This window comes from Streptomyces sp. NPDC054932 (assembly GCF_053610205.1).
This window is the reverse complement of record NZ_JBSGXU010000150.1, coordinates 1-20,263: the sequence shown is the minus strand read 5'-3', so window position 1 is coordinate 20,263 and position 20,263 is coordinate 1. Positions and strand designations below refer to the sequence as shown.

The window sequence follows — 20,263 nt, the reverse complement described above, 5'->3', positions numbered from 1 at the left end:
GGGGTCGGCGGGGCCCGGGCACAGGCGTCGCGGGTGGCGTCAGCCGAGCGCGGGCGCCTCCTGCTGAGCCGGAGCCGTCACTTCCGCGCCCTCGGCGCGCGCGGCCAGGAGCCGCTGGGCGAGGACGCCGAAGACGATGCCGAATACCGTCCACAGCACGAGCTGGACGGCCAGCGAGGCGACCCGGAACTCCCACAGCAGGGCGGCGGGGAAACCGGGCTGGACCGCATCGCTGTTGTCCGGCAGGAACACGAACGCCAGGGCGGCGGCGACGATGAAGCCACCGCTCGCGGCCAGCGTCGCGTTCCAGTTGCCCAGGCGCGGTGCCAGCCGTCGCCCGAGGATGATCGCGCCGACGCCGAGCAGCACGCTGAGCAGGATCATCAGGAAGAACAGCGTGGTCCGCTGACCGATCGTGTCCGGGTTGCCGACCGCCGGCGGGGTGGCCGGGTACTTCAGGAACGGCACCAGGTAGACCGTGCCGAAGGCGGCCGCGGCGGTGAGCGCCGCCGTGGCCCGCGGGCTGAACCCGCCGACACGGCCGAGGGCGAACGAGAACGCGAGCGAGGCGATGCCGCCCAGCGCGACCCCGTAGACGAGGACACCGGTGGCCAGGCCGACGGTCGACTGGACCGGCCGGCTGACGAGCTCTTCCTCCTCCTCGGCGGCTTCGCCCGACGTGGCGTCACCGCCGTGCCCGGCGTGGGCGCTCGGGGCGCTCGCGGCGTCCTTGGCGGCCTGTGCCTCCTCCACGGCGATGGAACCCCGTACCGGGGGCTCACCCACCACGTAGGCGACGGCGAAGGCGAACAGTCCGGCTATCAGGCCCGCGAGCATGCCGCGGACCAGAAGACCTCTGACAGTAGAGGCGTACATGTGCGTGGCCTCTCAGTGGCAGGGGAAGCCGAGCAGATGACGACCGTCGTGCACCCACTCGTGCACGCCCTCGCCGGCGAACACGGCCGTGGCGCCCTGTTCGGCGCCGACGAAGTAGAGGGCGACGAGCATCAGGAGACCGACGAAGAGTGCCCAGGGCAGCACCGCGCGCACGGGCAGCGGAGCCGACAGGGAGCCGGCGGGGGTGGATACGGCAGCGGAAGCGAGAGCCTCGGCCATGATGGAACCTCCTCGGGGAACAACGCGTCCCATACGGTGGTGCAGGACGACGGTCCTCGGGTCTGACTCGCCACGCCGCCACCCAAGGGGTGCCGCCGCAGCACACAGTGGCGCGACCATGCCGGATTCACACCGGACTTCCGTCTCGCCGTCGTCGCTATGTGGAAATGTCGCCGTGACGGTACCGCGCGCAGCGCCTGCGGCCAAGACCGTGAGTTCCTGATCACACGCCTACGCTGCGGTAATGCCGATCCGGCGGATCCCGCGGGACCCGAGGTGTCCACCAACTGGACCTGCAGGACTGCTAGAATCACCGCGTCGGCCTTCGGTGTGCGCACCCCGTGCGTGTCTCCGGAGGCTTTTTTCATGCCTTCACGCCAGTCCACCAGCCCTTGCGCCACACCTTCCACCGGCTACCGGGACCTGCTCCGCAACAAGGAGTTCAGCGGTCTCCACGTCAGCTTCACCCTCACCGTCGCCGCGAGCACTTTGTCCGGCTTCGCCCTCGGCACCCTGGTCAACCGGCAGACCGGTTCCCCCTTCCTGACGGCCGTGAGCATGTACGGCGCCACGTTCGCGACGGTCCTCGGCGCGCTGACGCTGATGTCGGTCGCGGACGGCGAACGGCCCCGGCGCACCCTCCTCCTGCTCCAACTCGCCTCGCTGGCCGGTGTCGCAGCCCAGGCGGCCCCGGGACTGCCGCTCGTGGCCCGGTTCGCCCTGCTGCTGGCGCTCGGCTTCCTCCAGTCCCTCGGAACCGGCGCGCGACTGGGGCTGCTCGCCGAAGTCGTACCCACCTCCGCCTACGCGCCCGCCCGTTCGCTGATGAACATCACCTCGGGCGGTACGGCGATCGCCGGGTACGCCATCGGCGCCGTACTGCTGCGCCACCTGAGCCCGCAGGGGGTCTTCGCCGTCGCCGCGGCCCTGACCGCGCTCGGGGCGGCCGTGGTGGCGACCACCGTCCGGGAGCGCTCGGTCCGGCTCACCCGGCGACCCGGGCTGCGCCGGACCTGGTCGACGAACGCCGAACTGTTCTCCCACCCCGGCCGCCGGATGCTGCTGCTGAACCTGTGGATCCCCAACGGTCTGATCGTCGGCTGCGAGGCCCTGTTCATCTCCTACGACCCCGGCCACGCGGGTACCTTCCTCGCCGCCGGATCGGCGGGCATGCTCCTCGGGGACCTGACCGTCGGCCGACTGCTCACCGCCGCCCGGCGGCGGCGTTGCGCCTTCGCCCTGCGGCTGCTGCTCGCGGCGCCCTTCCTGCTGTTCGCCGTCCAGCCGCCCGTCGCGGTCGCGGCGGTCGCGGTGTTCCTCGCCGGTGCAGGCTTCGCGGCCACCCTGCCCCTGCAGGAAGAACTCCTCGCCCACACCCCCGAGAGGATCCGCGGCCAGGTGCAGGGGGTCGAGTCGGCGGGCCGGATGACCTGGCAGGGCCTCGGCGCCGTGATCGTCGGCGGCCTGGCCCAGTACCTGGCCCCGGGCACCGCGATCGCCGTCGCCGCCGGGGTCTCGGTGGCCGTCACGGTCCTGTGCCGACCGTCCCGCCGCACGGGGCCGGGGGCGCTGACGGCCTGAGTCGGGCGAGTTATTCGAGCATCTGTTCGGTTCATGGGGTTAGGCTGGGTCCATGCACGCAGTCCAGGGCCTTCAGGGTTCCCTCTTCGACCAGGGCGACGAGATCCGGCTCGGCCCCCTCGGCGGCATGCGGCGGACCGACCTCGGGGCCGGGGCCTGGGTCGATCACCTGCCCGGCTGGCTGAGCGGCGCCGACGCGCTCTTCGAGCGGCTGGCCGCCGACGTGCCCTGGCGCGCCGAGCGGCGGCAGATGTACGAGCGGGAGGTGGACGTGCCCCGGCTGCTCGCCTTCTACGCCGCGGACGAGCCCCTGCCCCACGCCTCGCTCACGGAGGCCCGTGAGGTGCTGAGCGGCCACTACGCCGACGAGCTCGGCGAGCCGTTCACCACCGCGGGTCTGTGCCTGTACCGCGACGGCCGCGACAGCGTCGCCTGGCACGGCGACCGGACCGGCCGCTCGTCGACCGAGGACACCATGGTGGCCATCGTCTCCGTCGGAGATCCTCGCGATCTCGCCCTCCGCCCCCGCGACGGCGGTGCCACCCTGCTGCGGCTGCCCCTGGGGCACGGGGACCTCGTGGTCATGGGCGGCTCCTGCCAGCGGACCATGGAGCACGCCGTACCCAAGTCGGCGCGGGCCGTCGGCCCCCGCATCAGCATCCAGTTCCGGCCCCACGACGTCCGCTGACCTCCCGCCGGCCTCCCGTTTCCCGCCCGCCGCCGCCCGCGGGCGGCGCGGTTGCGGCCCGATCCGGGGGCGGCCAGGCTGGAGCGCATGGATCTGGGTGCCTTCTCCGTGAGTCTCACCGTCCGCGACCTCGACGCCTCCCGGGCGTTCTACGAGAACCTCGGATTCGCCGCCTTCGGTGGGGACCCCGAGCAGGGCTGGCTGATCCTCAAGAACGGCGATGTCGTGATCGGGCTGTTCGTGGGCATGTTCGAGAGGAACATGCTGACCTTCAACCCGGGCTGGGACAGCAGCGCGAGCGCGCTCGGGGCGTTCACCGACATCCGGGAGGTGCAGCGGCAGCTGAAGGCGCGGGGTGTGCCGTTCCTGACGGAGGTCGACGAGTCGGGGTCGGGTCCGGGCAGCTTCCTCGTGGTCGACCCGGACGGCAATCCGGTCCTCTTCGACCAGCACGTCTGACTCAGGCGGCGGCGCCGGGCTCCTTCGTGGGGCGGATCGCCCCGGCCGCCGCGTGCAGCGAGCGCAGCGCCAGCAGCAGGAACCCGATGTCGTCCAGGTACACCGGGTCCGGAACCAGGTCCACCGGCGAGACGGTGTAGGCGACGGCGACCCAGAACAGGGCCTTGTCGTGCAGCGGGATGCCCGCGTCGAGCAGCAGCCGCCGGGCCGCGAAGACCCGTACCAGGAGCACGGCCGCGGCGATCGCGAGCCCCACCGCGATGATCACGCCGAGGGTGAGCCAGACCTTTCCGTCCATGGCGGCCCTATACCCCGAAATCGGGCCGCGATACCCCATCGGCGGTCCTGGCCACTCAGGCGCCCTCTCCGCGCAGCCGGCGGCCGACCTCGCCCAGCCCGTCGGCGAGCGCGTCGAGCTGCCCGGGGGTCAGGACGTCGACGAGGATCTCCCGGACCGTCGCCACGTGCCCCGGGGCGGCCTCCTCCAGCTTGGCGCTGCCCGCGTCGGTGAGGACGGCGAAGACGCCGCGCACGTCGGAAGGGCAGCTGCGGCGGCGGACCAGCCCGGCCTTCTCCATCTGGGTGACCTGGTAGGTCAGCCCGCTCTTGGAGTTGATCAGGCCGTTGGCGAGCTCGGTCATCCGCAGCTCGCGCCCGGGCGCCGCGGCGAGCCGTACGAGGATCTCGTACTGGGGGTGCGAGAGCCCGGAGTCGTCCTTGAGCTGTTGGTCGAGACGGCGGTTCACCAGGGCCGATGCGGCCAGGAAACCGCTCCAGGCGCGCATCTCGCGGTCGTCCAGCCATCTCGGTTCAGCCATGGCTTCAGACTACACGGGTTGTTCCAATTTGAATCAGTGGTTAGGGTCGGGGTCTAGCGGTTCGAATTTGAACAACTCTCCCCTGCCTCCCCGGGCCGCCCGACCGGAAGGACCCCCCTCGATGACCAGCCCCTCCGCCACCGCGACGAAGCCGCAGGCCGCCTCCGCGGCCGCGCACCCCCGGCCCGCCGTCCTCTCCACCCCGGGCCACGACGCCGGCCTGCTGCTCCTGCGCCTCGTCCTCGGTCTGACCATGGCCGCGCACGGCTCGCAGAAGCTCTTCGGCTGGTTCGGGGGCGGCGGCATCAGCGGCACCGGTCAGTTCTTCACCGCCAGCGGCTACCCCGCCGGTGACGCCATGGCCGTCCTCGCCGGCCTCACCGAGACCCTCGGCGGCCTCGGCCTGGTCCTCGGACTGCTCACGCCGCTCGCCGGTGCGGCCATCGTCGGCACCCTCATCAATGCGATCGCCGTCCACGGCGCCGGCGCCTTCTTCGCCCCGAAGGGCATCGAGTACGAACTGCTGCTGACCGCGGGCGCCGCCGCCCTCGCCCTCACCGGCCCCGGGCGCTACGCCGTCGACCGCTTCCTGCCCGTGCTGCGGAGCCACCGTCTCGCGCACGGCGCCCTCGCCGTCGCCCTCGGTGTGGTCCTCGCCGTCGTACTGCTCCTCGTCCGCGACTGACGAGGCTGACGCGACCAGAGCGAACAGGGCGACCAGAGCTGCGGGAGCGACTGATGCGGCTGATGCGACCTGAGTGACCGGGGTTTCGCGCTGTCCGACGCCGGGTGGGCCACTGCGCCCCACCCGGCGTCCGCATATGCCGACCGGGCATGCGGGTTTACGCCAACTCTCCTTGACTCCAGGCGAGTTATTGCTGCACTCACCTATGTTCTACGGGGCACATCAGTTCGCCCCAGGAGGTCAGATTGCAGTCCAGGCGCTTCCTCGCCTTTCACCGCGTGTTACGCCGTTCCCACCTGCTCATAGCCTTCGGCCTCGGCTCGCTGCTGATCGGCCTGATCCCGTGGATCGGTGTCACGAGCACGGCAGCCGCCGGCCGCGCACCGACCCCCCGACCCGCACCCGTGCCCGTCGACCAGCAGACGGCGAAACAGTCGCCGCACCACGGCATCGCCCCGGCGAACGCGATGGAGCCGGCGGCCCCGGTCCTCGACCGGACCGGATGGACGGCCACGGCGAGCGACGAGGAGACCGCCGGCGAGAACGGCCGCGCGGCCAACGTCCTCGACGGCAACACCAGCACCATCTGGCACAGCAAGTGGACGGGTACCCCCGCTCCGCTGCCGCACGTCATCACCATTGACATGCACCGCACGGCGGTCGTCTCCGCCCTCGTCTACCGTCCCCGCGCCGACGGGCCCAACGGACGCGTCGGTGAGTACAGCATCAGTGTCAGCGCCGACGGGCAGAACTGGGCGAGCCCGGTCGCCACCGGCACCCTCGCGGACGACGCCGGCGCCAAGACCCTCGGGTTCGCCCCGCAGGGCGCCCGGTTCGTCCGGCTGACCGCGCTCAGCGAGGCCGGCGGCCGCGGACCCTGGTCCTCCGCGGCGGAGATCGACCTGCTCGGCGACCCGGGCACCCCGGCAGCCACCATCGACCTGCCCCGCACCGGATGGACGGCCTCGGCGAGCGACGAGGAGACCGGCAGCGAGAACGGCCGCGCCGCCAATGTCCTCGACGGCAACAGCAGCACCATCTGGCACAGCAAGTGGTCCGGTACCCCCGCTCCGCTGCCGCACGTCATCACCATCGACATGCACCGCACGGCGGTCGTCTCCGCCCTCGTCTACCACCCCCGCCCCGACGGGCCCAACGGGCGCGCGGGGGCGTACACCATCGCCACCAGCACCGACGGCTCCACCTACGGGACGCCGGTGGCGGCGGGCACCTGGCGCGACGACGACACCGTCAAGACCGCCACCTTCACCCGCGCCGAAACCGCCCGCTTCGTACGGCTGACCGTGACCAGCGAGGCCGGCGGCCGCGGCCCGTGGACCTCGGCCTCCGAGATACGCCTGAGCGGACCGGCCAGCCCGGCCGTGCACGGCTCCTGGGGCCGGGTCACCGGATTCCCCCTGGTGCCGGTGGCCACCGCCGTGCTGCCGGGCGACAAGCTGCTCGCCTGGTCCGCGTACGCCGTGGACCGCTTCGGCGGCAGCAACGGCTACACCCAGACCGCGATCCTGGACCTGAAGACCGGCAAGGTCACCCAGCGCCGCATCGACAACACCGGTCACGACATGTTCTGCCCCGGCATCGCCATGCTCGCCGACGGCCGTGTGCTGGTCACCGGCGGGAGCAACGCGGAGAAGGCGAGCATCTACGACCCGGCCAACGACAGCTGGTCCGCCACCACGAGCATGAACATCGCCCGCGGCTACCAGGCCATGACCCTGCTCTCCACCGGCGAGGCCTTCGTCCTGGGCGGATCCTGGAGCGGAGCCACGGGCACCGACAAGGCCGGCGAGGTCTGGTCGCCGGACACCCGCACCTGGCGCAGCCTCCCCGGCGTCCCCGCCGCCCCGGCGCTGACGGCCGACCCGGCCGGACCCTACCGCGCCGACAACCACATGTGGCTGCACGCCACTTCGGGCGGCAAGGTGCTGCAGCTGGGCCCGAGCAAGCAGATGAACTGGATCTCCACCAGCGGCCGCGGCAGCATCACCCCTGCCGGCCCCCGGGCCGACAGCCAGGACGCCATGACCGGCAACGCCGTCGCCTACGACATCGGCAAGCTGCTCACCCTCGGCGGCTCGCCCGCCTACCAGGACACCCCTGCCACCCAGCGCGCCTACACCGTCGGCATCTCCGGCAGCCAGGTCCAGGCCGCCCGAACAGGCGACATGGAACATGCCCGTGCCTTCAGCAACAGCGTGGTCCTGCCCGACGGCAAGGTGGCCGTCTTCGGCGGCCAGGCCTACCCGGTGCCGTTCAGCGACGCCACCTCCGTCCTGACCCCCGAGCTGTGGGACCCGGCGACCGGGAAGTTCACCCCGCTCGCCACCATGGCGGTCCCGCGCAACTACCACAGCGTGGCCAACCTGCTGCCCGACGGGCGGATCTTCTCCGGCGGCGGGGGCCTGTGCGGCGACTGTGCGACCAACCACGCCGACGGGGCCGTCTTCACTCCGCCGTACCTGCTCAACGCGGACGGATCGCCGAAGCCGCGTCCCGTCATCACCGCGGGCGTGCCCCCCAGGGCGGCCCCCGGTGCCTCGCTCGCGGTGAGCACCCAGAGCCCGGTGGCGTCCTTCGTCCTGATGCGGGCCGCGGCCGCGACCCACTCCACCGACAACGACCAGCGCCGGGTACCCCTGGTGTCCACGCCCGCGGGAGGCGGCACCTACACGGTGTCCATCCCCGCCGACACGGGTGTGGTGCTGCCGGGGACGTACATGCTCTTCGCGCTCGACGCCCAGGGGGTGCCGAGCACCGGTCAGTTCATCACCATCTCCTGACCCCGTGAGCGGTGTCCGGGGCCTGAGCTGATTGGCCCCGGACATTCAGGGGAATAGCGCACAAATGACACAACCCATCGAAGACTACGCACTCATCGGCGACCTGATGACCAGCGGTCTGGTCGGCCGCGACGGGTCCATCGACTGGCTGTGCCTGCCGCGCTTCGACTCGGCGGCCTGCTTCGCCAAACTCCTCGGCGACAAGGAGAATGGCCACTGGCGGATCGCCCCGCTCGACGCCGCCGACGGCGAGCCCTGCACCCGCCGCGCCTACATCGACGGCTCGCTGATCCTGGAGTCGTACTGGGAGACCCCGACCGGCACCGTCAAGGTCACCGACTTCATGCCGCAGCGCGAGATCGCCCCCGACGTCATCCGCGTCGTCGAGGGCATCAGCGGCACGGTCAGGATGCGCAGCACCCTGCGCCTGCGCTTCGACTACGGCCACGTCGTGCCCTGGGTGCGCCGCAGCGACGGCGACCGGGTCGCTGTCGCCGGGCCCGACTCCGCCTGGTTCCGCAGCGAACCACCGGTCCGCACCTGGGGCGAGGAGAACAGCACCTGCTCCCAGTTCCCGGTCACCGCCGGCCGGCGCGTCGCCTTCGTACTGACCTGGCATCCCTCGCACCAGCCGCGCCCCGAGCCGTGCGACCCCTTCGACGCACTGGAGCAGAGCCTCGCCGACTGGCGGGAGTGGACCGCCCAATGCCGCTACGAGGGCCCCTACCAGGAGGCGGTGACCCGCTCCCTGATCACCCTCAAGGCCCTCACCTACGCCCCGACCGGCGGCATCGTCGCCGCGGCCACCACCTCCCTGCCCGAGGAGATGGGCGGCGTCCGCAACTGGGACTACCGCTACTGCTGGCTGCGGGACTCCACCCTCACCCTCGGCTCGCTCCTGACCACCGGCTTCCTCGACGAGGCCCGGGCCTGGCGCGAGTGGCTGCTGCGCGCGGTCGCCGGTGACCCCGCCGACCTCCAGATCATGTACGGCATCGCCGGGGAGCGGCGGATCCCCGAGAGCGAACTGCCCTGGCTGAGCGGCTACGCCTCCTCCGCCCCCGTCCGCGTCGGGAACGCGGCCGTCGACCAGCTCCAGCTGGACGTGTACGGGGAGGTCATCGACTCCCTCTACCTGGCCAGGTCCGCCGGGCTGCCCTCCGAACGCCACGCCTGGCGGATCCAGCTCGCGCTCCTCGACTTCCTGGAACGCAACTGGCACCGGCCCGACGAGGGCCTGTGGGAGGTGCGCGGCCCCCGCCGGCACTTCGTCCACTCCAAGGTGATGGCGTGGGTCGCGGCCGACCGCGCCGTGCGCACCCTGGAGAGCGACCCCTCCCTGCCCGGCGAGGTGGAACGCTGGCGCGCCATGCGCGACGAGGTGCACCGCGACGTGTGCGACAACGGCTACGACCCCGAGCGGGGCACCTTCACCCAGTACTACGGCTCCGCCGAACTCGACGCGGCGACCCTGCTCATCCCCAGGGTCGGATTCCTGCCGCCGGACGACCCCCGGGTCATCGGCACGGTCGACGCGGTGCGCGCCGAACTCGGCAGCAGCGGACTGGTCCGCCGCTACAGCACCGCCGGTTCCACCGTCGACGGGCTGCCCGGCGACGAAGGAGCCTTCCTGGCCTGCTCGTTCTGGCTGACCGACGCCCTGCACATGACGGGCCGGCGGGAGGAGGCCCGCGCCCTGTTCGAGCGGCTGCTGTCGGTACGCAACGACGTGGGCCTGCTCGCGGAGGAGTACGACCCCCTGGCCGGACGCCAACTCGGCAACTTCCCGCAGGCGTTCAGCCACGTCGGCCTCGTGAACACCGCGCTCACCCTGGCGGGCGCCGACATCGGCTGACGCTGCGGCAGCGGGACCGGCCCTACCCGCCCGCGCCCGTCCGGGAGGCCAGCAGCAGGGCGATGTCGTCCGGCCGGTCGGCGGTGTTGCCCGCCTCGCTGATCAGCCGGTCGGCGGTCTCGGTCAGCGGGGACGGCCGGGCCGCCGCCAGGGCCGTCCGCAGCCGCTCCACCCCCGTGTCGATGTCGGTGCCCGGCGTCTCCACCAGCCCGTCCGTGTACAGGGCGAGCACCGAGCCCGTCGTCAGCCGCAGCTCCGTGACCGGGTACGAGGCCTCGGGGTCGACGCCGAGCACCACCCCGCCCGCCAGGTCCAGGACCTCGGTCCGGCCGTCCGGGTGGCGCAGCAGCGGCTGGGGGTGCCCGGCCCGGGCGGCCGTGACGGAGCCCGTCGCCGGGTCCAGCAGCATGTAGCAGCAGCTCGCGAACTGGCCCGGATCCAGGTCGATGAGCAGCTGGTTGGTGCCGGCCACCACCTGCTCGGGTGTGCTTCCGCTGAGCGCGAAGGCCCGTACCGCACTGCGCAGCTGGCCCATGGTCGCCGCGGCCGCCACACCGTGACCCTGGACGTCCCCGATGACCAGGGCCAGCAGGCCGGTGCCGGTCTCGACGACGTCGTACCAGTCGCCGCCGACGTCCATGCCCGAGGTGCCGGGGAGGTAGCGGCCCACCGTGGCCACGTTGTGCCGCACCGGCAGCCGGTGCGGCAGCAGGGCGGCCTGCAGGCCGCGGGCGAGCGCCGTCTCGCTGTCGTAGCGCCGGGCCCGCGCCAGGGCGTGCGCGATCAGACCCGCCAGCGCGGTGAGCACCGTACGGTCCTCCGCGCTGAAGCCGCGGGGCGAGTCGAAGCCGAGGATGCACGAGCCGACCGGCCGGCCGGACGCGATCAGCGGCAGGAAGGCGCGGGCGCCGACATCGGCGTCCAGCGGAATGCCGGGATAGGCGGCGGCCAGGTGTTGCATCGAGTCGAAGAACAGCGGCCGGCCGGAGGTCAGCGTCTCCACGCCCGGCAGCCGGACGTCGAGAGCGACCCCGTCGAACCGGTCGAGGAAGCCCTGCGGGAAACCGGTCTCCCAGGCCAGGTGCAGATGCCGCTCGTCGAGCAGGTAGATGGCCAGCTGGCGGCCGCCGAAGGCCGGCAGCAGCTCCTCGGTGACCACCGCCGACACCTGTCGAGCCGTGACCGCCTCCGTCAGCGCGATCGCGAGGGCCACCGGCCGGTACAGCGCCGAGGCCTCGTCGGCGGCCGCATCGAGGTCCGCGTCCGCGTCCGCACCCGCGCCCGTCTCCGTCTGCGTCTGCGCCTCTGCCTCCGCGAGCGCGTCCCGCCGGGCCTGCGGCGTGGACGCGTAGGCGGGTTTCGCCGAGGTGCCCAGGGTCATGGTCACCCCGTCGACCGCGGGGTACAGGTCCACCGACATCCACTGCCCGGGCGCGTGCGGGCCGCGCCGGGCCGGAAAGTGCACCGGCTCGCCGGACATGAAGCCCGCCCGGAAGTGGTCCTCGTAGGCGGCGTGCCCGAGCCAGGGCAGCGCCTCCCACAGCAGCCGCCCCTGCAGCTGCGTACGGCCGAGACCGAGGAGCTCCTGCGCCGCGGTGTTCACGTAGCCGATCCGCCCCTGCCGGTCCAGGGAGAGCACCGCCTGGGCGAGCCGGTCCACGGCCCTGCGGGCGCCCTCGGCCCCGGCCTCGGGGGGCGGCGCCGGCACGCTCACCGGGTCGCCCTCCCACAGCACCGGAGCACCGGCCGCCGAGAGCGCGGCGAGGTCGGCGGCCAGCTCCTGCGCGGCCTGCCGCAGCCGTTCGCGGTCCTCCGTCCCGACCGGGATGCCCGGGGTCGCCTCGCGCAGCACCAGCAGCACGCCGAACCGGTCCGTCCCGGCGGTGACGGGCTCGTACAACGAGGCGAACGGGAAGGGCAGCCCGGCCACCAGCTGCGGGAAGCGGCTCATCGACGACTCCGCGTCGGGCAGGTGCACGGCCTGACCGGAGCGGTAGGTCTCGGAAACCGGGTACGGGCGGTTCACCTGCATCCGCCACCAGGGCCGGAACAGCTGCAGCGGCAAGCCGGTGAACACGGCCAGCAGGAGCAGACCGGTGGTCGACGAGCGCAGGTAGACCCCGCCCGCGTACCCGCCGACGGCCTCCACGGCACGCACGGCGGCCCGGCTGACCGCCCGGGCCGTGGCATCGGGGGCGGGACCGCCGCTGTCCGCTCTCGCGATCACACAGTCAGGATGCGCCCTCGGCGGCGGCCCCTGCATCCCGGCCGCGACCGTGCCCGGGCCGCTCCGGGGCCCGGTAGCCGGCCACCACCGCGGCCGCCGCGCACAACAGCACCACGGCCACCGTGCGCAGCGCGGTCCCCATCGCGTCGGTGAAGGCGGCGATCTGTGCCGGATCCCTCGGGTCCCCCTGGAAGTGCGAGGCCAGCACCGTGCCGACCACCGCGACGCCGAGGGCGGCGCCGATCTCCCGGGCCGCGGTGTTCAGCCCCGAGCCGAGCCCGGCCTGGTGGGAGGGAAGCTCGGCGACCACGGTCAGCGTCAGCGAGGGCGCGGACAGGCCCGTACCCACGGACAGCACCAGCAGGTAGAGCGCGTACAACGGGTACGGGGTGCCCGCGTCGGCGGTGGAGACCAGCAGCAGACCCGCCCCGATCAGGCCGAGCCCCGCCCCGACCGGCAGCCGGGGCCCGGTGCGCTCCTGGAGCCGGGCACCGAACCGGGGCACGAGGGCCATGCCGACGGTGAGCGGGACGATCGCGAAGCCGGTCTGGGCGGGGGAGAAGCCCTTCGCGTACTGCAGGTACTGGGCATTGACGAAGAACAGGGCGAAGAGCCCGAAGAAGCCGGTGCCGATGCCGAGCGTCCCGGCGCGCAACCTGCGCGAGCGGAAGATCCGCGGGTCCAGCAGCGGGCGGGCCGTGCGCAGGGCATGGCCGGTGAACGCACCGAGCAGGGCGGCACCCGCACCGAAGGCGGTCAGCACCTGCGCCGAGGCCCAGCCGTACGCGGGCCCCTCGATGATCCCGTAGACCACCGCGAGCAGCGCGCCCGCGAGCAGCGCCGCGCCGAGGGGGTCGACGGCAGCGCCGGGCTGCGACGGAGTACGGGGGACCGCACGGGCGACCGCGAGAGCGAGCAGCGCGGCGAGCGGGACGACGGCCCAGAACAGGGCCCGCCAGGTCAGGAACTCCCCGGCCAGGCCGCCGCCGACATTGCCCGCCAGGCCCCCGAGGCCCGCGGACAGCGTCCAGGTGGCCAGGGCGCGGCCGCGGCGCTCGGGCGGACTCAGATGGACCAGGACGGACATGGTGGCGGGCATGATCAGAGCCGCGCCCGCCCCGCACACGCCGCGCCCGGCGATCAGCACGGCCGGGACCTGGGCGAGCGCGCTGGCGGCCCCGCCCGCGGCGAACAGGCCGAGCCCGGCGAGCAGGGCGCCCTTGCGGCCGTACCGGTCGCCGAGCGCCCCGGCGGGGATCAGCAGCGCCGCGAAGACGATGACGTACGCGTCCACCGACCACAGCAGCTCGCCGGGATCCGGATGCAGGTCGGACGCGGCGAGCTGCGGGATCAGCAGGTTGACGGCGGCGACCATCCCCTGGGCCACCAGTACGCAGGCGCACAGGACGAGCAGGGCGGGCCGGGTGAGGGAGGGCGCGGGGACGGCGGGACCCTGCGTGACGGCATGGCGGAGCACGGCTCCTCCTCGGAGTCGGTGGCGGTACGGCGGAAGGGAAGAGAAGGGAAGAGAAGGGAAGAGAAGGGAAGAGGGGGCATGGCCGGGCGGCCGGCCGGGGCCGGCGCGGGCCATCACCCGTGGTTCACCGTAGGGTTGGACCGACCTGCTTTCCAGTGCAAGTTGTGCAAGGGACCTGTGCGCGTGACGCAATCCGGGCTGGATCTGAATCTCCTCGTCGCTCTGGACGTCCTCCTGGAGGAGGCGAGCGTGTCCCGGGCGGCGGCCCGCATGCACCTGTCCGAGCCCGCCATGAGCCGGACCCTCGGCCGGATCCGCAAGGCCCTCGGCGACCCGGTCCTGGTCCGGGCCGGCCGCGTCATGGTGCCCACCCCGCACGCGCTCGCCGTGCAGGGCGAGGTCCGCGCGGTCGTGGAACGGGCCCGCGCCCTCTTCCTCACCGGCGCCGAGGTGGACCTGCCCACGCTCACCCGCACCTTCACCGTGCTGGCCAACGACGCCTTCACCGCCGTGTACGGGGCCACCCTCTTCACCCGGGTGACCCGCGAGGCGCCGGGGGTGAGGCTGCGCTTCCTCCCGGAGAGCCACGTGGACGTCCCCGCGCTGCGCGAAGGCGTCGCCGACCTGGAACTCGGCGTCGTCGACACCCGTTCCCCCGAAGTGCGCGTCGAGCACCTCGCCGAGGAGCGCATGCTGGGCGTCGTACGCCGCGGCCACCCGCTGCTCCGCGGCCCCGTCACGGTGCGCCGCTTCGCCGCGGCCGACCACCTGACCGCTTCGCGGCGCGGCCGCCTCGAAGGTCCGGTGGACGCCGCCCTCGCCGAGCAGGGGCTGTCCCGGCGCGTGGTCGGCAGCGTGGGAACCTTCCCCGCCTCCCTGTTCGTCCTGCGCGAGAGCGACCTCGTCGGACTGATGACCAGCCAGGTGGAGCCGCTCGCCGCCGCGCTCGGGCTGGAGGCCTTCGAGATACCGCTGGCCCTGCCGCCCCTGCCCTTCGGAATGGCCTGGCACCCGCGCCACGACGCCGACCCGGCGCACGCCTGGCTGCGCGCCTGCGCCCGCGAGCTGATCCCCGCTCGCCCGGAGCGTTCCCGGCCCCCGCGATAGGCCGACCGCTTCCCTCGTCCGGGGGACGCACGGGTGTGCGGACCGGCCCCCGCACCTGCCGCGGGGCACGATCGCAGCATCCACCCCCGGCAGGCCCCCGGAAGGCAGAGCATGCGGTTCCAGTACGACACCATCGGCGAGCGCTACGCCGAGTCCACGAGCACGGCGGCCTTCTCCGCGGCCGACACCTACACCCTGCACGGAGCCCTCGACGCCCTCGGGGGCGTCCGCGGGCTCGACGCCCTCGACCTGGCCTGCGGATACGGATACAACACCCGGCTGCTGGCCCGCGGCGGGGCCCGGCGGACCGTCGGCGTCGACGTCTCCGAGGAGATGATCCGGCAGGCCCGCGAGCACGAGGCGACGAAGGACCGGAAGGACGTCGAATACCACGTCGCCGACGCCGCCGGCCTGCCCCACCTGGGCCCCTTCGACCTCGCGACCGCCGCGTACGTCTTCAGCTACGCGCCCGACCGCAGGTCCCTGCACGCGATGTTCCGGTCCGTCCGCGCCAACCTGCGCGCCGGCGGGCGCCTGCTCGCCATCGTGCCCAACGCGGGGGCCTTCCCGCGCGTGGACTGGTCGCCGTACGGGGTGCGCATCCTCGACAGGGTCCCGGACGGCGACGCACCGCTGCTGAAGGCGCACTTCCTGACCGAGCCGCCGGTGCCCTTCGAATTCCGCGAGTGGGCACACGCCGACCTCGCCGAGGCCGCCGTCGAGGCGGGCTTCGTCACCGTCGGCTGGCAGCCGAACCGCACCCCGCCCGCCGACGCCGCACGCGACGAGGCGTACTGGACGGCGTACCGTGCCTGGCCGATCAGCTCACTGATGACCTGCACGGCCTAGCAGTCGCCGTCCCCGGGGACCAGGACCTGCCGTGGCAGCCGAGCCGTCAGCCCTGCGCCGTCGAGCCGATCAGCTCGACGATCCGCTCGCGCGCCGCCCGCCCCTCCGGCACGGGCAGCAGCGGGTACCCGTGCGGCAGCCCCGCCTCCTCGTGGAACTCCACCTCGGCGCCGTCCGCACGGGCCCGGCGCAGCAGCTCCCGGCTGTCCGTGGTCAGCACGTCCCGGGTACCGGTGAACACCGTCAGCGGCGCCAGCCCGGCGAAGCCCCCGTGCAGCGGGCTCACCCGGGGATCGTCGGCGGCCAGGGTCCCGGCGTACAACCGCCCGGCCTCCAGCAGCCCCGACCGGGCCAGCAGCGGATCGGCCGCCTCGAGGGCCGCCTGGTCCGGATGGCTCATGGTCAGGTCCAGCCACGGCGAGATCAGCACGATCCGGGACGGCTGGTCCCCGCCCCGGTCGCGCAGCCGCTGCGCGGCCGCCAGCGCCAGCCCGGCCCCGGCCGAGTCCCCGATGAGCACCGTCCCACCGGAGCCGCCGCTCGCGATCAGACCGCTCAGCAGGTCGGCGGCGACCGGGACGGTCCGGTCGGCGGTGCCGCGCGGAGCCAGGATGTACGCGGGTACGACGACCCGCGCCCGCGCCTGCGTGACCAGGGTCCGGATCAGCGCCCAGTGCGGGCGCACCAGCTCGTTGATGTAGCCGCCGCCGTGCACGTACAGCACGTGGGCCGCGGGCTCCGTCCCGAGCGGCGAGACGTCGTACACCGGCCAGGCTCCGACGAAGGTCCGCGAGATCTCCGCGACCCGCCCCAGCCGGCGCGGCGGCAGATGGGAGGCCGGCCGGCGGGCGGACTGCGCCACCCGTGTCCGGACCGCCTCCGCGCTCGCGAACCGTCTTCGCCGTCCCGCCGCGATCAGCGCCGCCGACAGCGCCCTGCTGCGCAGACTCGGCACGCCCCTCACCTCCCCTTTTCCCCCGCGGCCGTCGCCGGCGCGGGCCCCGGCCCCGTCACGGGAGGAGCATAGGCGTGAAGCTGCGCTGTCGGCCCGCTTAAGAAAGTCTCGATGGACTGATCACCGCGCCGATCGGCAGATTGGTGCACGTCACTGCCGCCGTTCGGGCCCCCGCCCGCGGCGTTCCCCTCCGCATGCCTGGAGCCACCCCATGAAGGCACTCGTCAAGCACAAGGCAGAACCCGGCCTGTGGCTCATGGACGTCCCCGAGCCCGAATACGGCCCCGGCGACGTGCTGATCAAGGTGCTGCGCACCGGCATCTGCGGAACCGACCTGCACATCCGCGCCTGGGACGGCTGGGCGCAGGGCGCCGTCAAGACCCCCCTCGTCCTCGGTCACGAGTTCGTCGGCGAGGTCGCGGCGCTGGGCGCGGACGTCCAGGACATCGAGGTCGGCGCGCTCGTCAGCGGTGAGGGCCACCTGGTGTGCGGCAAGTGCCGCAACTGTCTGGCCGGCCGCCGCCACCTGTGCCGCAGCACGATCGGGCTCGGGGTCGGCCGCGACGGCGCCTTCGCCGAGTACGTGGTCCTGCCCGCCCAGAACGTGTGGGTGCACCGCACCGCCGTGGACCTGGACGTCGCCGCGATCTTCGACCCGTTCGGCAACGCCGTGCACACGGCGCTGTCCTTCCCGATGGTCGGCGAGGACGTGCTGATCACCGGCGCCGGCCCGATCGGGATCATGGCGGCGGCCGTGGCGAAGCACGCCGGCGCGCGCAACGTGGTCATCACCGACGTCAGCCCCGAGCGGCTGGAGATCGCCCGCAAGGCGGGCGCCACCCTCGCCGTCAACGTCGCCGAGTCCTCGATCGCCGAGGCGCAGACCAAGCTCGGCCTGCGCGAGGGCTTCGACGTCGGCCTGGAGATGTCCGGCCGCGCCGAGGCCATGCGCGACATGATCGACAACATGACGCACGGCGGGCGGATCGCCATGCTGGGCCTGCCCGCCCAGGAGTTCCCGGTGGACTGGGCGAAGGTCGTCACCTCGATGATCACGATCAAGGGCATCTACGGCCGCGAGATGTTCGAGACCTGGTACGCGATGACCGTGCTGCTGGAGGGCGGGCTCGACCTCAGCCCGGTCATCACCGGCCGCTACTCGCACCGCGACTTCGAGGCCGCCTTCGACGAGGCGTCCACCGCCCGCAGCGGCAAGATCATCCTGGACTGGACGGCGTAACCGCCCTCCGCCCCACCGCACCTCGCCCCACCGCACCTCCGCACCAACGCCCCACCGAACCATCTCCCCAGGGCCGGGCCCCGCACACCCTCCCCCCTCCGCGGGGCCCGGCCCCCCTCCCTCGTCGCCCTCCGCCGCACAAGGAGAACCGCACCATGTTCGACACCGTCCGCGAGGACCTGCGCTCCACCCTCGACGAGATCCGTGCCGCCGGCCTGCACAAGCCCGAGCGCGTCATCGGCACCCCGCAGAACGCGGCCGTCGCCGTCACCTCGGGCGGCACCGCCGGCGAGGTGCTCAACTTCTGCGCCAACAACTACCTGGGGCTGGCCGACCACCCCGAGGTCGTCGCCGCCGCGAAGGACGCACTGGACCGCTGGGGCTACGGAATGGCCTCCGTCCGCTTCATCTGCGGCACCCAGGAGGTGCACAAGGAGCTGGAGGCGCGGCTCTCGGCCTTCCTCGGCCAGGAGGACACGATCCTCTACTCCTCCTGCTTCGACGCCAACGGCGGCGTCTTCGAGACCCTGCTCGGCGCCGAGGACGCGGTCATCTCCGACGCCCTCAACCACGCCTCGATCATCGACGGCATCCGCCTCTCCAAGGCCCGCCGCTTCCGCTACGCCAACCGCGACCTCGCCGAGCTCGAAGCCCGGCTGAAGGAAGCCACCGAGGGCGGCGCCCGTCGCAAGCTGATCGTCACCGACGGCGTCTTCTCCATGGACGGCTACGTCGCCCCGCTCGCGGAGATCTGCGACCTCGCCGACCGCTACGACGCCATGGTCATGGTCGACGACTCGCACGCCGTCGGCTTCGTCGGCCCCGGCGGCCGCGGCACCCCCGAACTGCATGGCGTCATGGACCGCGTCGACATCATCACCGGCACCCTCGGCAAGGCCCTCGGCGGTGCCTCCGGCGGCTACGTCGCGGCCCGCGCCGAGATCGTGGAGCTGCTGCGCCAGCGCTCGCGCCCGTACCTCTTCTCCAACTCCCTCGCCCCGGTCATCGCGGCCGCCTCCCTCAAGGTCCTCGACCTGCTGGAGTCCGCCGGTGACCTGCGCGAACACCTCGCCGCCAACACCGCCCTGTTCCGCACGAAGATGACCGAGGCCGGCTTCGAGGTCCTGCCCGGCGACCACGCCATCGCCCCGGTCATGATCGGCGACGCGGCGGAGGCGGCCAGGATGGCCGAGCTGCTCCTGGAGCGAGGCGTGTACGTCATCGGCTTCTCCTACCCGGTGGTGCCGATGGGCGCGGCGCGCATCCGCGTCCAGCTCTCCGCCGCCCACTCGACGGCCGACGTGGAGCGCGCGGTGGCCGCCTTCATCGACGCCCGTGCAGCCCTGGAGACCGCTGGGGCCTGAGGGACCTCTGCTCCCTGAGACAATGGTGGGGTGATCGACCCCCGCCGGCTGCGCATCCTGCGGGCCGTGGCGGACCACCGTACGGTGACCGCCGCGGCCGCAGCCCTGTACCTCACCCCCTCGGCCGTCTCCCAGCAGCTCGCGGCGCTGGAACAGGAGACGGGCCACGTGCTGCTCACCCGCAGCGGGCGCGGCGTACGGCTCACCGCCGCCGGTGAGATCCTGCTCGGCCACGCCCACGAGGTGCTCGCGCAGCTGGAGCGGGCGGAGGCCGAACTCGCCGCGTACGCGGGCGGTTCGGCGGGCGAGGTCACCGTCGCCGCCTTCGCGACGGGCATCGCGGAAGTACTGGCCCCGGCCATCGCCCGGCTCGCCCTGGAGCAGCCCGGTATCCGGCTGCGGGTACGGGACGCGGAGGGCGACCAGAGCCTGCCGCTGCTGCTGGACGGCGAGGCGGACCTCGCGCTGGCGGTCGAGTACCGGGGCGGACCCGGCGCCGACGACGGGCGGCTCTCCGTCCTCCGGCTGTACGCGGAACCCTTCGACGCGGTCCTGCCCTCGGGGCATCCGCTGGCCGACCTGCCGGCCGTCTCGCTGGCTGACCTCTCCGACTCGGACTGGGTGGGCCAGTACCCCGGCAACCCGTGCCACGACGTAACGCTGCTCGCCTGCGAACTGGCGGGCTTCCAGCCCCGATTCGTGCACTCCTCGGACGACTTCCGCGCGGTGACGGCGCTGGTCGGCGCGGGGGCCGGAGTGGCCCTCGTACCGCGCTCGGCCCTGCGGGGCATGGACCTCAAGGAGGTCCAGGTCCGCCCGGTCACGGGCCCGGCGGCCACCCGCCGCGTCTTCGCGGCCACCCGCCGGGGCGCCGAAACCCACCCCCTGATCGCCCCGGTCCTCGCGGCCCTGGTCAGGGAGTCGGAGCGCTTGCCGACGCACTGAGGGGAAGGGGCGGGGCTTCGGGGGCGGGGGCTTCGGGGCGGGGGCTCCGGGCGGGGTGGGCGGGGTTTCGGTGGGGCGGAATCAGGGATGTGTATG

Annotated in this window: 18 protein-coding genes; 11 read left to right on the top strand and 7 right to left on the bottom strand. The window is 73.2% G+C overall.

What is annotated here, in order from left to right; translation table 11 throughout:
• Nucleotides 1-39: 39 nt before the first annotated feature.
• Nucleotides 40-876 carry a CbtA family protein gene (locus ACWGE1_RS30450; RefSeq protein ID WP_453423683.1) on the bottom strand — a complete coding sequence of 279 codons (837 nt, stop codon included), beginning with the start codon at nucleotides 874-876 and terminating at the stop codon, nucleotides 40-42.
• A 12-nt stretch (nucleotides 877-888) separates the two neighbouring features.
• Complete coding sequence (locus ACWGE1_RS30445; protein ID WP_189733983.1) at nucleotides 889-1,116, bottom strand: CbtB domain-containing protein; 228 nt, start codon at nucleotides 1,114-1,116, stop codon at nucleotides 889-891.
• A gap of 366 nt (nucleotides 1,117-1,482) precedes the next feature.
• On the opposite strand from ACWGE1_RS30445, the gene ACWGE1_RS30440 reads away from it, so the two are divergent.
• From ACWGE1_RS30440 to ACWGE1_RS30430, 3 genes are all read left to right on the top strand, one after another.
• Nucleotides 1,483-2,697: an MFS transporter gene (locus ACWGE1_RS30440; RefSeq protein WP_453423682.1), complete on the top strand. Its 1,215-nt coding sequence runs from the start codon at nucleotides 1,483-1,485 to the stop codon at nucleotides 2,695-2,697.
• Nucleotides 2,698-2,749: 52 nt separating this feature from the next.
• Nucleotides 2,750-3,385 (top strand): alpha-ketoglutarate-dependent dioxygenase AlkB, encoded by a 636-nt coding sequence (locus ACWGE1_RS30435; protein WP_453423681.1) that lies wholly within the window; start codon nucleotides 2,750-2,752, stop codon nucleotides 3,383-3,385.
• A gap of 87 nt (nucleotides 3,386-3,472) precedes the next feature.
• A complete protein-coding gene (locus tag ACWGE1_RS30430; protein ID WP_453423680.1) occupies nucleotides 3,473-3,844 on the top strand; it encodes a VOC family protein in 372 nt (123 codons plus the stop codon).
• A 1-nt stretch (nucleotide 3,845) separates the two neighbouring features.
• On the opposite strand, the gene ACWGE1_RS30425 is transcribed toward ACWGE1_RS30430, so the two are convergent.
• Both ACWGE1_RS30425 and ACWGE1_RS30420 read right to left on the bottom strand, forming a co-directional pair.
• A complete protein-coding gene (locus tag ACWGE1_RS30425; protein ID WP_453423679.1) occupies nucleotides 3,846-4,142 on the bottom strand; it encodes a YkvA family protein in 297 nt (98 codons plus the stop codon).
• 55 nt (nucleotides 4,143-4,197) lie between these two features.
• Complete coding sequence (locus ACWGE1_RS30420) at nucleotides 4,198-4,662, bottom strand: MarR family winged helix-turn-helix transcriptional regulator (RefSeq protein WP_453423678.1); 465 nt, start codon at nucleotides 4,660-4,662, stop codon at nucleotides 4,198-4,200.
• 121 nt (nucleotides 4,663-4,783) lie between these two features.
• On the opposite strand from ACWGE1_RS30420, the gene ACWGE1_RS30415 reads away from it, so the two are divergent.
• From ACWGE1_RS30415 to ACWGE1_RS30405, 3 genes are all read left to right on the top strand, one after another.
• Nucleotides 4,784-5,347, top strand: a complete 564-nt coding sequence (locus ACWGE1_RS30415) for a DoxX family protein (protein WP_453423677.1) — start codon at nucleotides 4,784-4,786, stop codon at nucleotides 5,345-5,347.
• A 278-nt stretch (nucleotides 5,348-5,625) separates the two neighbouring features.
• Entirely contained in the window at nucleotides 5,626-8,148 is a 2,523-nt protein-coding gene (locus ACWGE1_RS30410; protein WP_453423676.1) for a discoidin domain-containing protein, read from the top strand.
• A gap of 64 nt (nucleotides 8,149-8,212) precedes the next feature.
• Nucleotides 8,213-10,003 carry a glycoside hydrolase family 15 protein gene (locus ACWGE1_RS30405; RefSeq protein WP_453423675.1) on the top strand — a complete coding sequence of 597 codons (1,791 nt, stop codon included), beginning with the start codon at nucleotides 8,213-8,215 and terminating at the stop codon, nucleotides 10,001-10,003.
• 22 nt (nucleotides 10,004-10,025) lie between these two features.
• Here the strand turns inward: ACWGE1_RS30405 and ACWGE1_RS30400 are convergent, their stop codons facing one another.
• Complete coding sequence (locus ACWGE1_RS30400; RefSeq protein ID WP_453423674.1) at nucleotides 10,026-12,266, bottom strand: SpoIIE family protein phosphatase; 2,241 nt, start codon at nucleotides 12,264-12,266, stop codon at nucleotides 10,026-10,028.
• The gene (locus tag ACWGE1_RS30395; RefSeq protein ID WP_453423673.1) at nucleotides 12,235-13,707 is read right to left on the bottom strand and encodes an MFS transporter; all 1,473 of its coding nucleotides are present in this window, start codon (nucleotides 13,705-13,707) and stop codon (nucleotides 12,235-12,237) included. The genes ACWGE1_RS30400 and ACWGE1_RS30395 overlap by 32 nt, the downstream gene beginning before the upstream one ends.
• Before the next feature lie 177 nt (nucleotides 13,708-13,884).
• On the opposite strand from ACWGE1_RS30395, the gene ACWGE1_RS30390 reads away from it, so the two are divergent.
• Together ACWGE1_RS30390 and ACWGE1_RS30385 are read left to right on the top strand one after the other, a co-directional pair.
• Nucleotides 13,885-14,814 (top strand): LysR family transcriptional regulator, encoded by a 930-nt coding sequence (locus ACWGE1_RS30390; protein WP_453423672.1) that lies wholly within the window; start codon nucleotides 13,885-13,887, stop codon nucleotides 14,812-14,814.
• Between the two features lie 111 nt (nucleotides 14,815-14,925).
• On the top strand, nucleotides 14,926-15,663 hold the full coding sequence (locus tag ACWGE1_RS30385; protein ID WP_453423671.1) for a class I SAM-dependent methyltransferase: 738 nt from the start codon (nucleotides 14,926-14,928) through the stop codon (nucleotides 15,661-15,663).
• A 46-nt stretch (nucleotides 15,664-15,709) separates the two neighbouring features.
• Here the strand turns inward: ACWGE1_RS30385 and ACWGE1_RS30380 are convergent, their stop codons facing one another.
• Nucleotides 15,710-16,618, bottom strand: a complete 909-nt coding sequence (locus ACWGE1_RS30380) for an alpha/beta hydrolase fold domain-containing protein (RefSeq protein WP_453423670.1) — start codon at nucleotides 16,616-16,618, stop codon at nucleotides 15,710-15,712.
• A gap of 211 nt (nucleotides 16,619-16,829) precedes the next feature.
• Between ACWGE1_RS30380 and tdh the strand changes: the two genes are divergently transcribed.
• The 3 genes from tdh to ACWGE1_RS30365 all read left to right on the top strand — a co-directional run bounded on the left by tdh (nucleotide 16,830) and on the right by ACWGE1_RS30365 (nucleotide 20,167).
• Nucleotides 16,830-17,858 (top strand): L-threonine 3-dehydrogenase, encoded by a 1,029-nt coding sequence (gene tdh, locus ACWGE1_RS30375; protein WP_453423669.1) that lies wholly within the window; start codon nucleotides 16,830-16,832, stop codon nucleotides 17,856-17,858.
• 155 nt (nucleotides 17,859-18,013) lie between these two features.
• Complete coding sequence (locus ACWGE1_RS30370; protein ID WP_453423668.1) at nucleotides 18,014-19,222, top strand: glycine C-acetyltransferase; 1,209 nt, start codon at nucleotides 18,014-18,016, stop codon at nucleotides 19,220-19,222.
• A 30-nt stretch (nucleotides 19,223-19,252) separates the two neighbouring features.
• Nucleotides 19,253-20,167 (top strand): LysR substrate-binding domain-containing protein, encoded by a 915-nt coding sequence (locus ACWGE1_RS30365; protein WP_453423667.1) that lies wholly within the window; start codon nucleotides 19,253-19,255, stop codon nucleotides 20,165-20,167.
• The last annotated feature ends 96 nt before the right edge of the window (nucleotides 20,168-20,263 follow it).

Excerpts from the sequence above, each read along its gene's own strand:
- ACWGE1_RS30405 (WP_453423675.1), top strand. The coding sequence starts at position 8,213 with ATGACACAACCCATCGAAGACTACGCACTCATCGGCGACCTGATGACC.
- ACWGE1_RS30440 (WP_453423682.1), top strand. The coding sequence starts at position 1,483 with ATGCCTTCACGCCAGTCCACCAGCCCTTGCGCCACACCTTCCACCGGC.
- ACWGE1_RS30400 (WP_453423674.1), bottom strand. The coding sequence starts at position 12,266 with ATGCAGGGGCCGCCGCCGAGGGCGCATCCTGACTGTGTGATCGCGAGA.
- ACWGE1_RS30450 (WP_453423683.1), bottom strand. The coding sequence starts at position 876 with ATGTACGCCTCTACTGTCAGAGGTCTTCTGGTCCGCGGCATGCTCGCG.
- ACWGE1_RS30420 (WP_453423678.1), bottom strand. The coding sequence starts at position 4,662 with ATGGCTGAACCGAGATGGCTGGACGACCGCGAGATGCGCGCCTGGAGC.
- ACWGE1_RS30425 (WP_453423679.1), bottom strand. The coding sequence starts at position 4,142 with ATGGACGGAAAGGTCTGGCTCACCCTCGGCGTGATCATCGCGGTGGGG.
- tdh (WP_453423669.1), top strand. The coding sequence starts at position 16,830 with ATGAAGGCACTCGTCAAGCACAAGGCAGAACCCGGCCTGTGGCTCATG.
- ACWGE1_RS30435 (WP_453423681.1), top strand. The coding sequence starts at position 2,750 with ATGCACGCAGTCCAGGGCCTTCAGGGTTCCCTCTTCGACCAGGGCGAC.
- ACWGE1_RS30415 (WP_453423677.1), top strand. The coding sequence starts at position 4,784 with ATGACCAGCCCCTCCGCCACCGCGACGAAGCCGCAGGCCGCCTCCGCG.
- ACWGE1_RS30385 (WP_453423671.1), top strand. The coding sequence starts at position 14,926 with ATGCGGTTCCAGTACGACACCATCGGCGAGCGCTACGCCGAGTCCACG.
- ACWGE1_RS30430 (WP_453423680.1), top strand. The coding sequence starts at position 3,473 with ATGGATCTGGGTGCCTTCTCCGTGAGTCTCACCGTCCGCGACCTCGAC.
- ACWGE1_RS30445 (WP_189733983.1), bottom strand. The coding sequence starts at position 1,116 with ATGGCCGAGGCTCTCGCTTCCGCTGCCGTATCCACCCCCGCCGGCTCC.
- ACWGE1_RS30370 (WP_453423668.1), top strand. The coding sequence starts at position 18,014 with ATGTTCGACACCGTCCGCGAGGACCTGCGCTCCACCCTCGACGAGATC.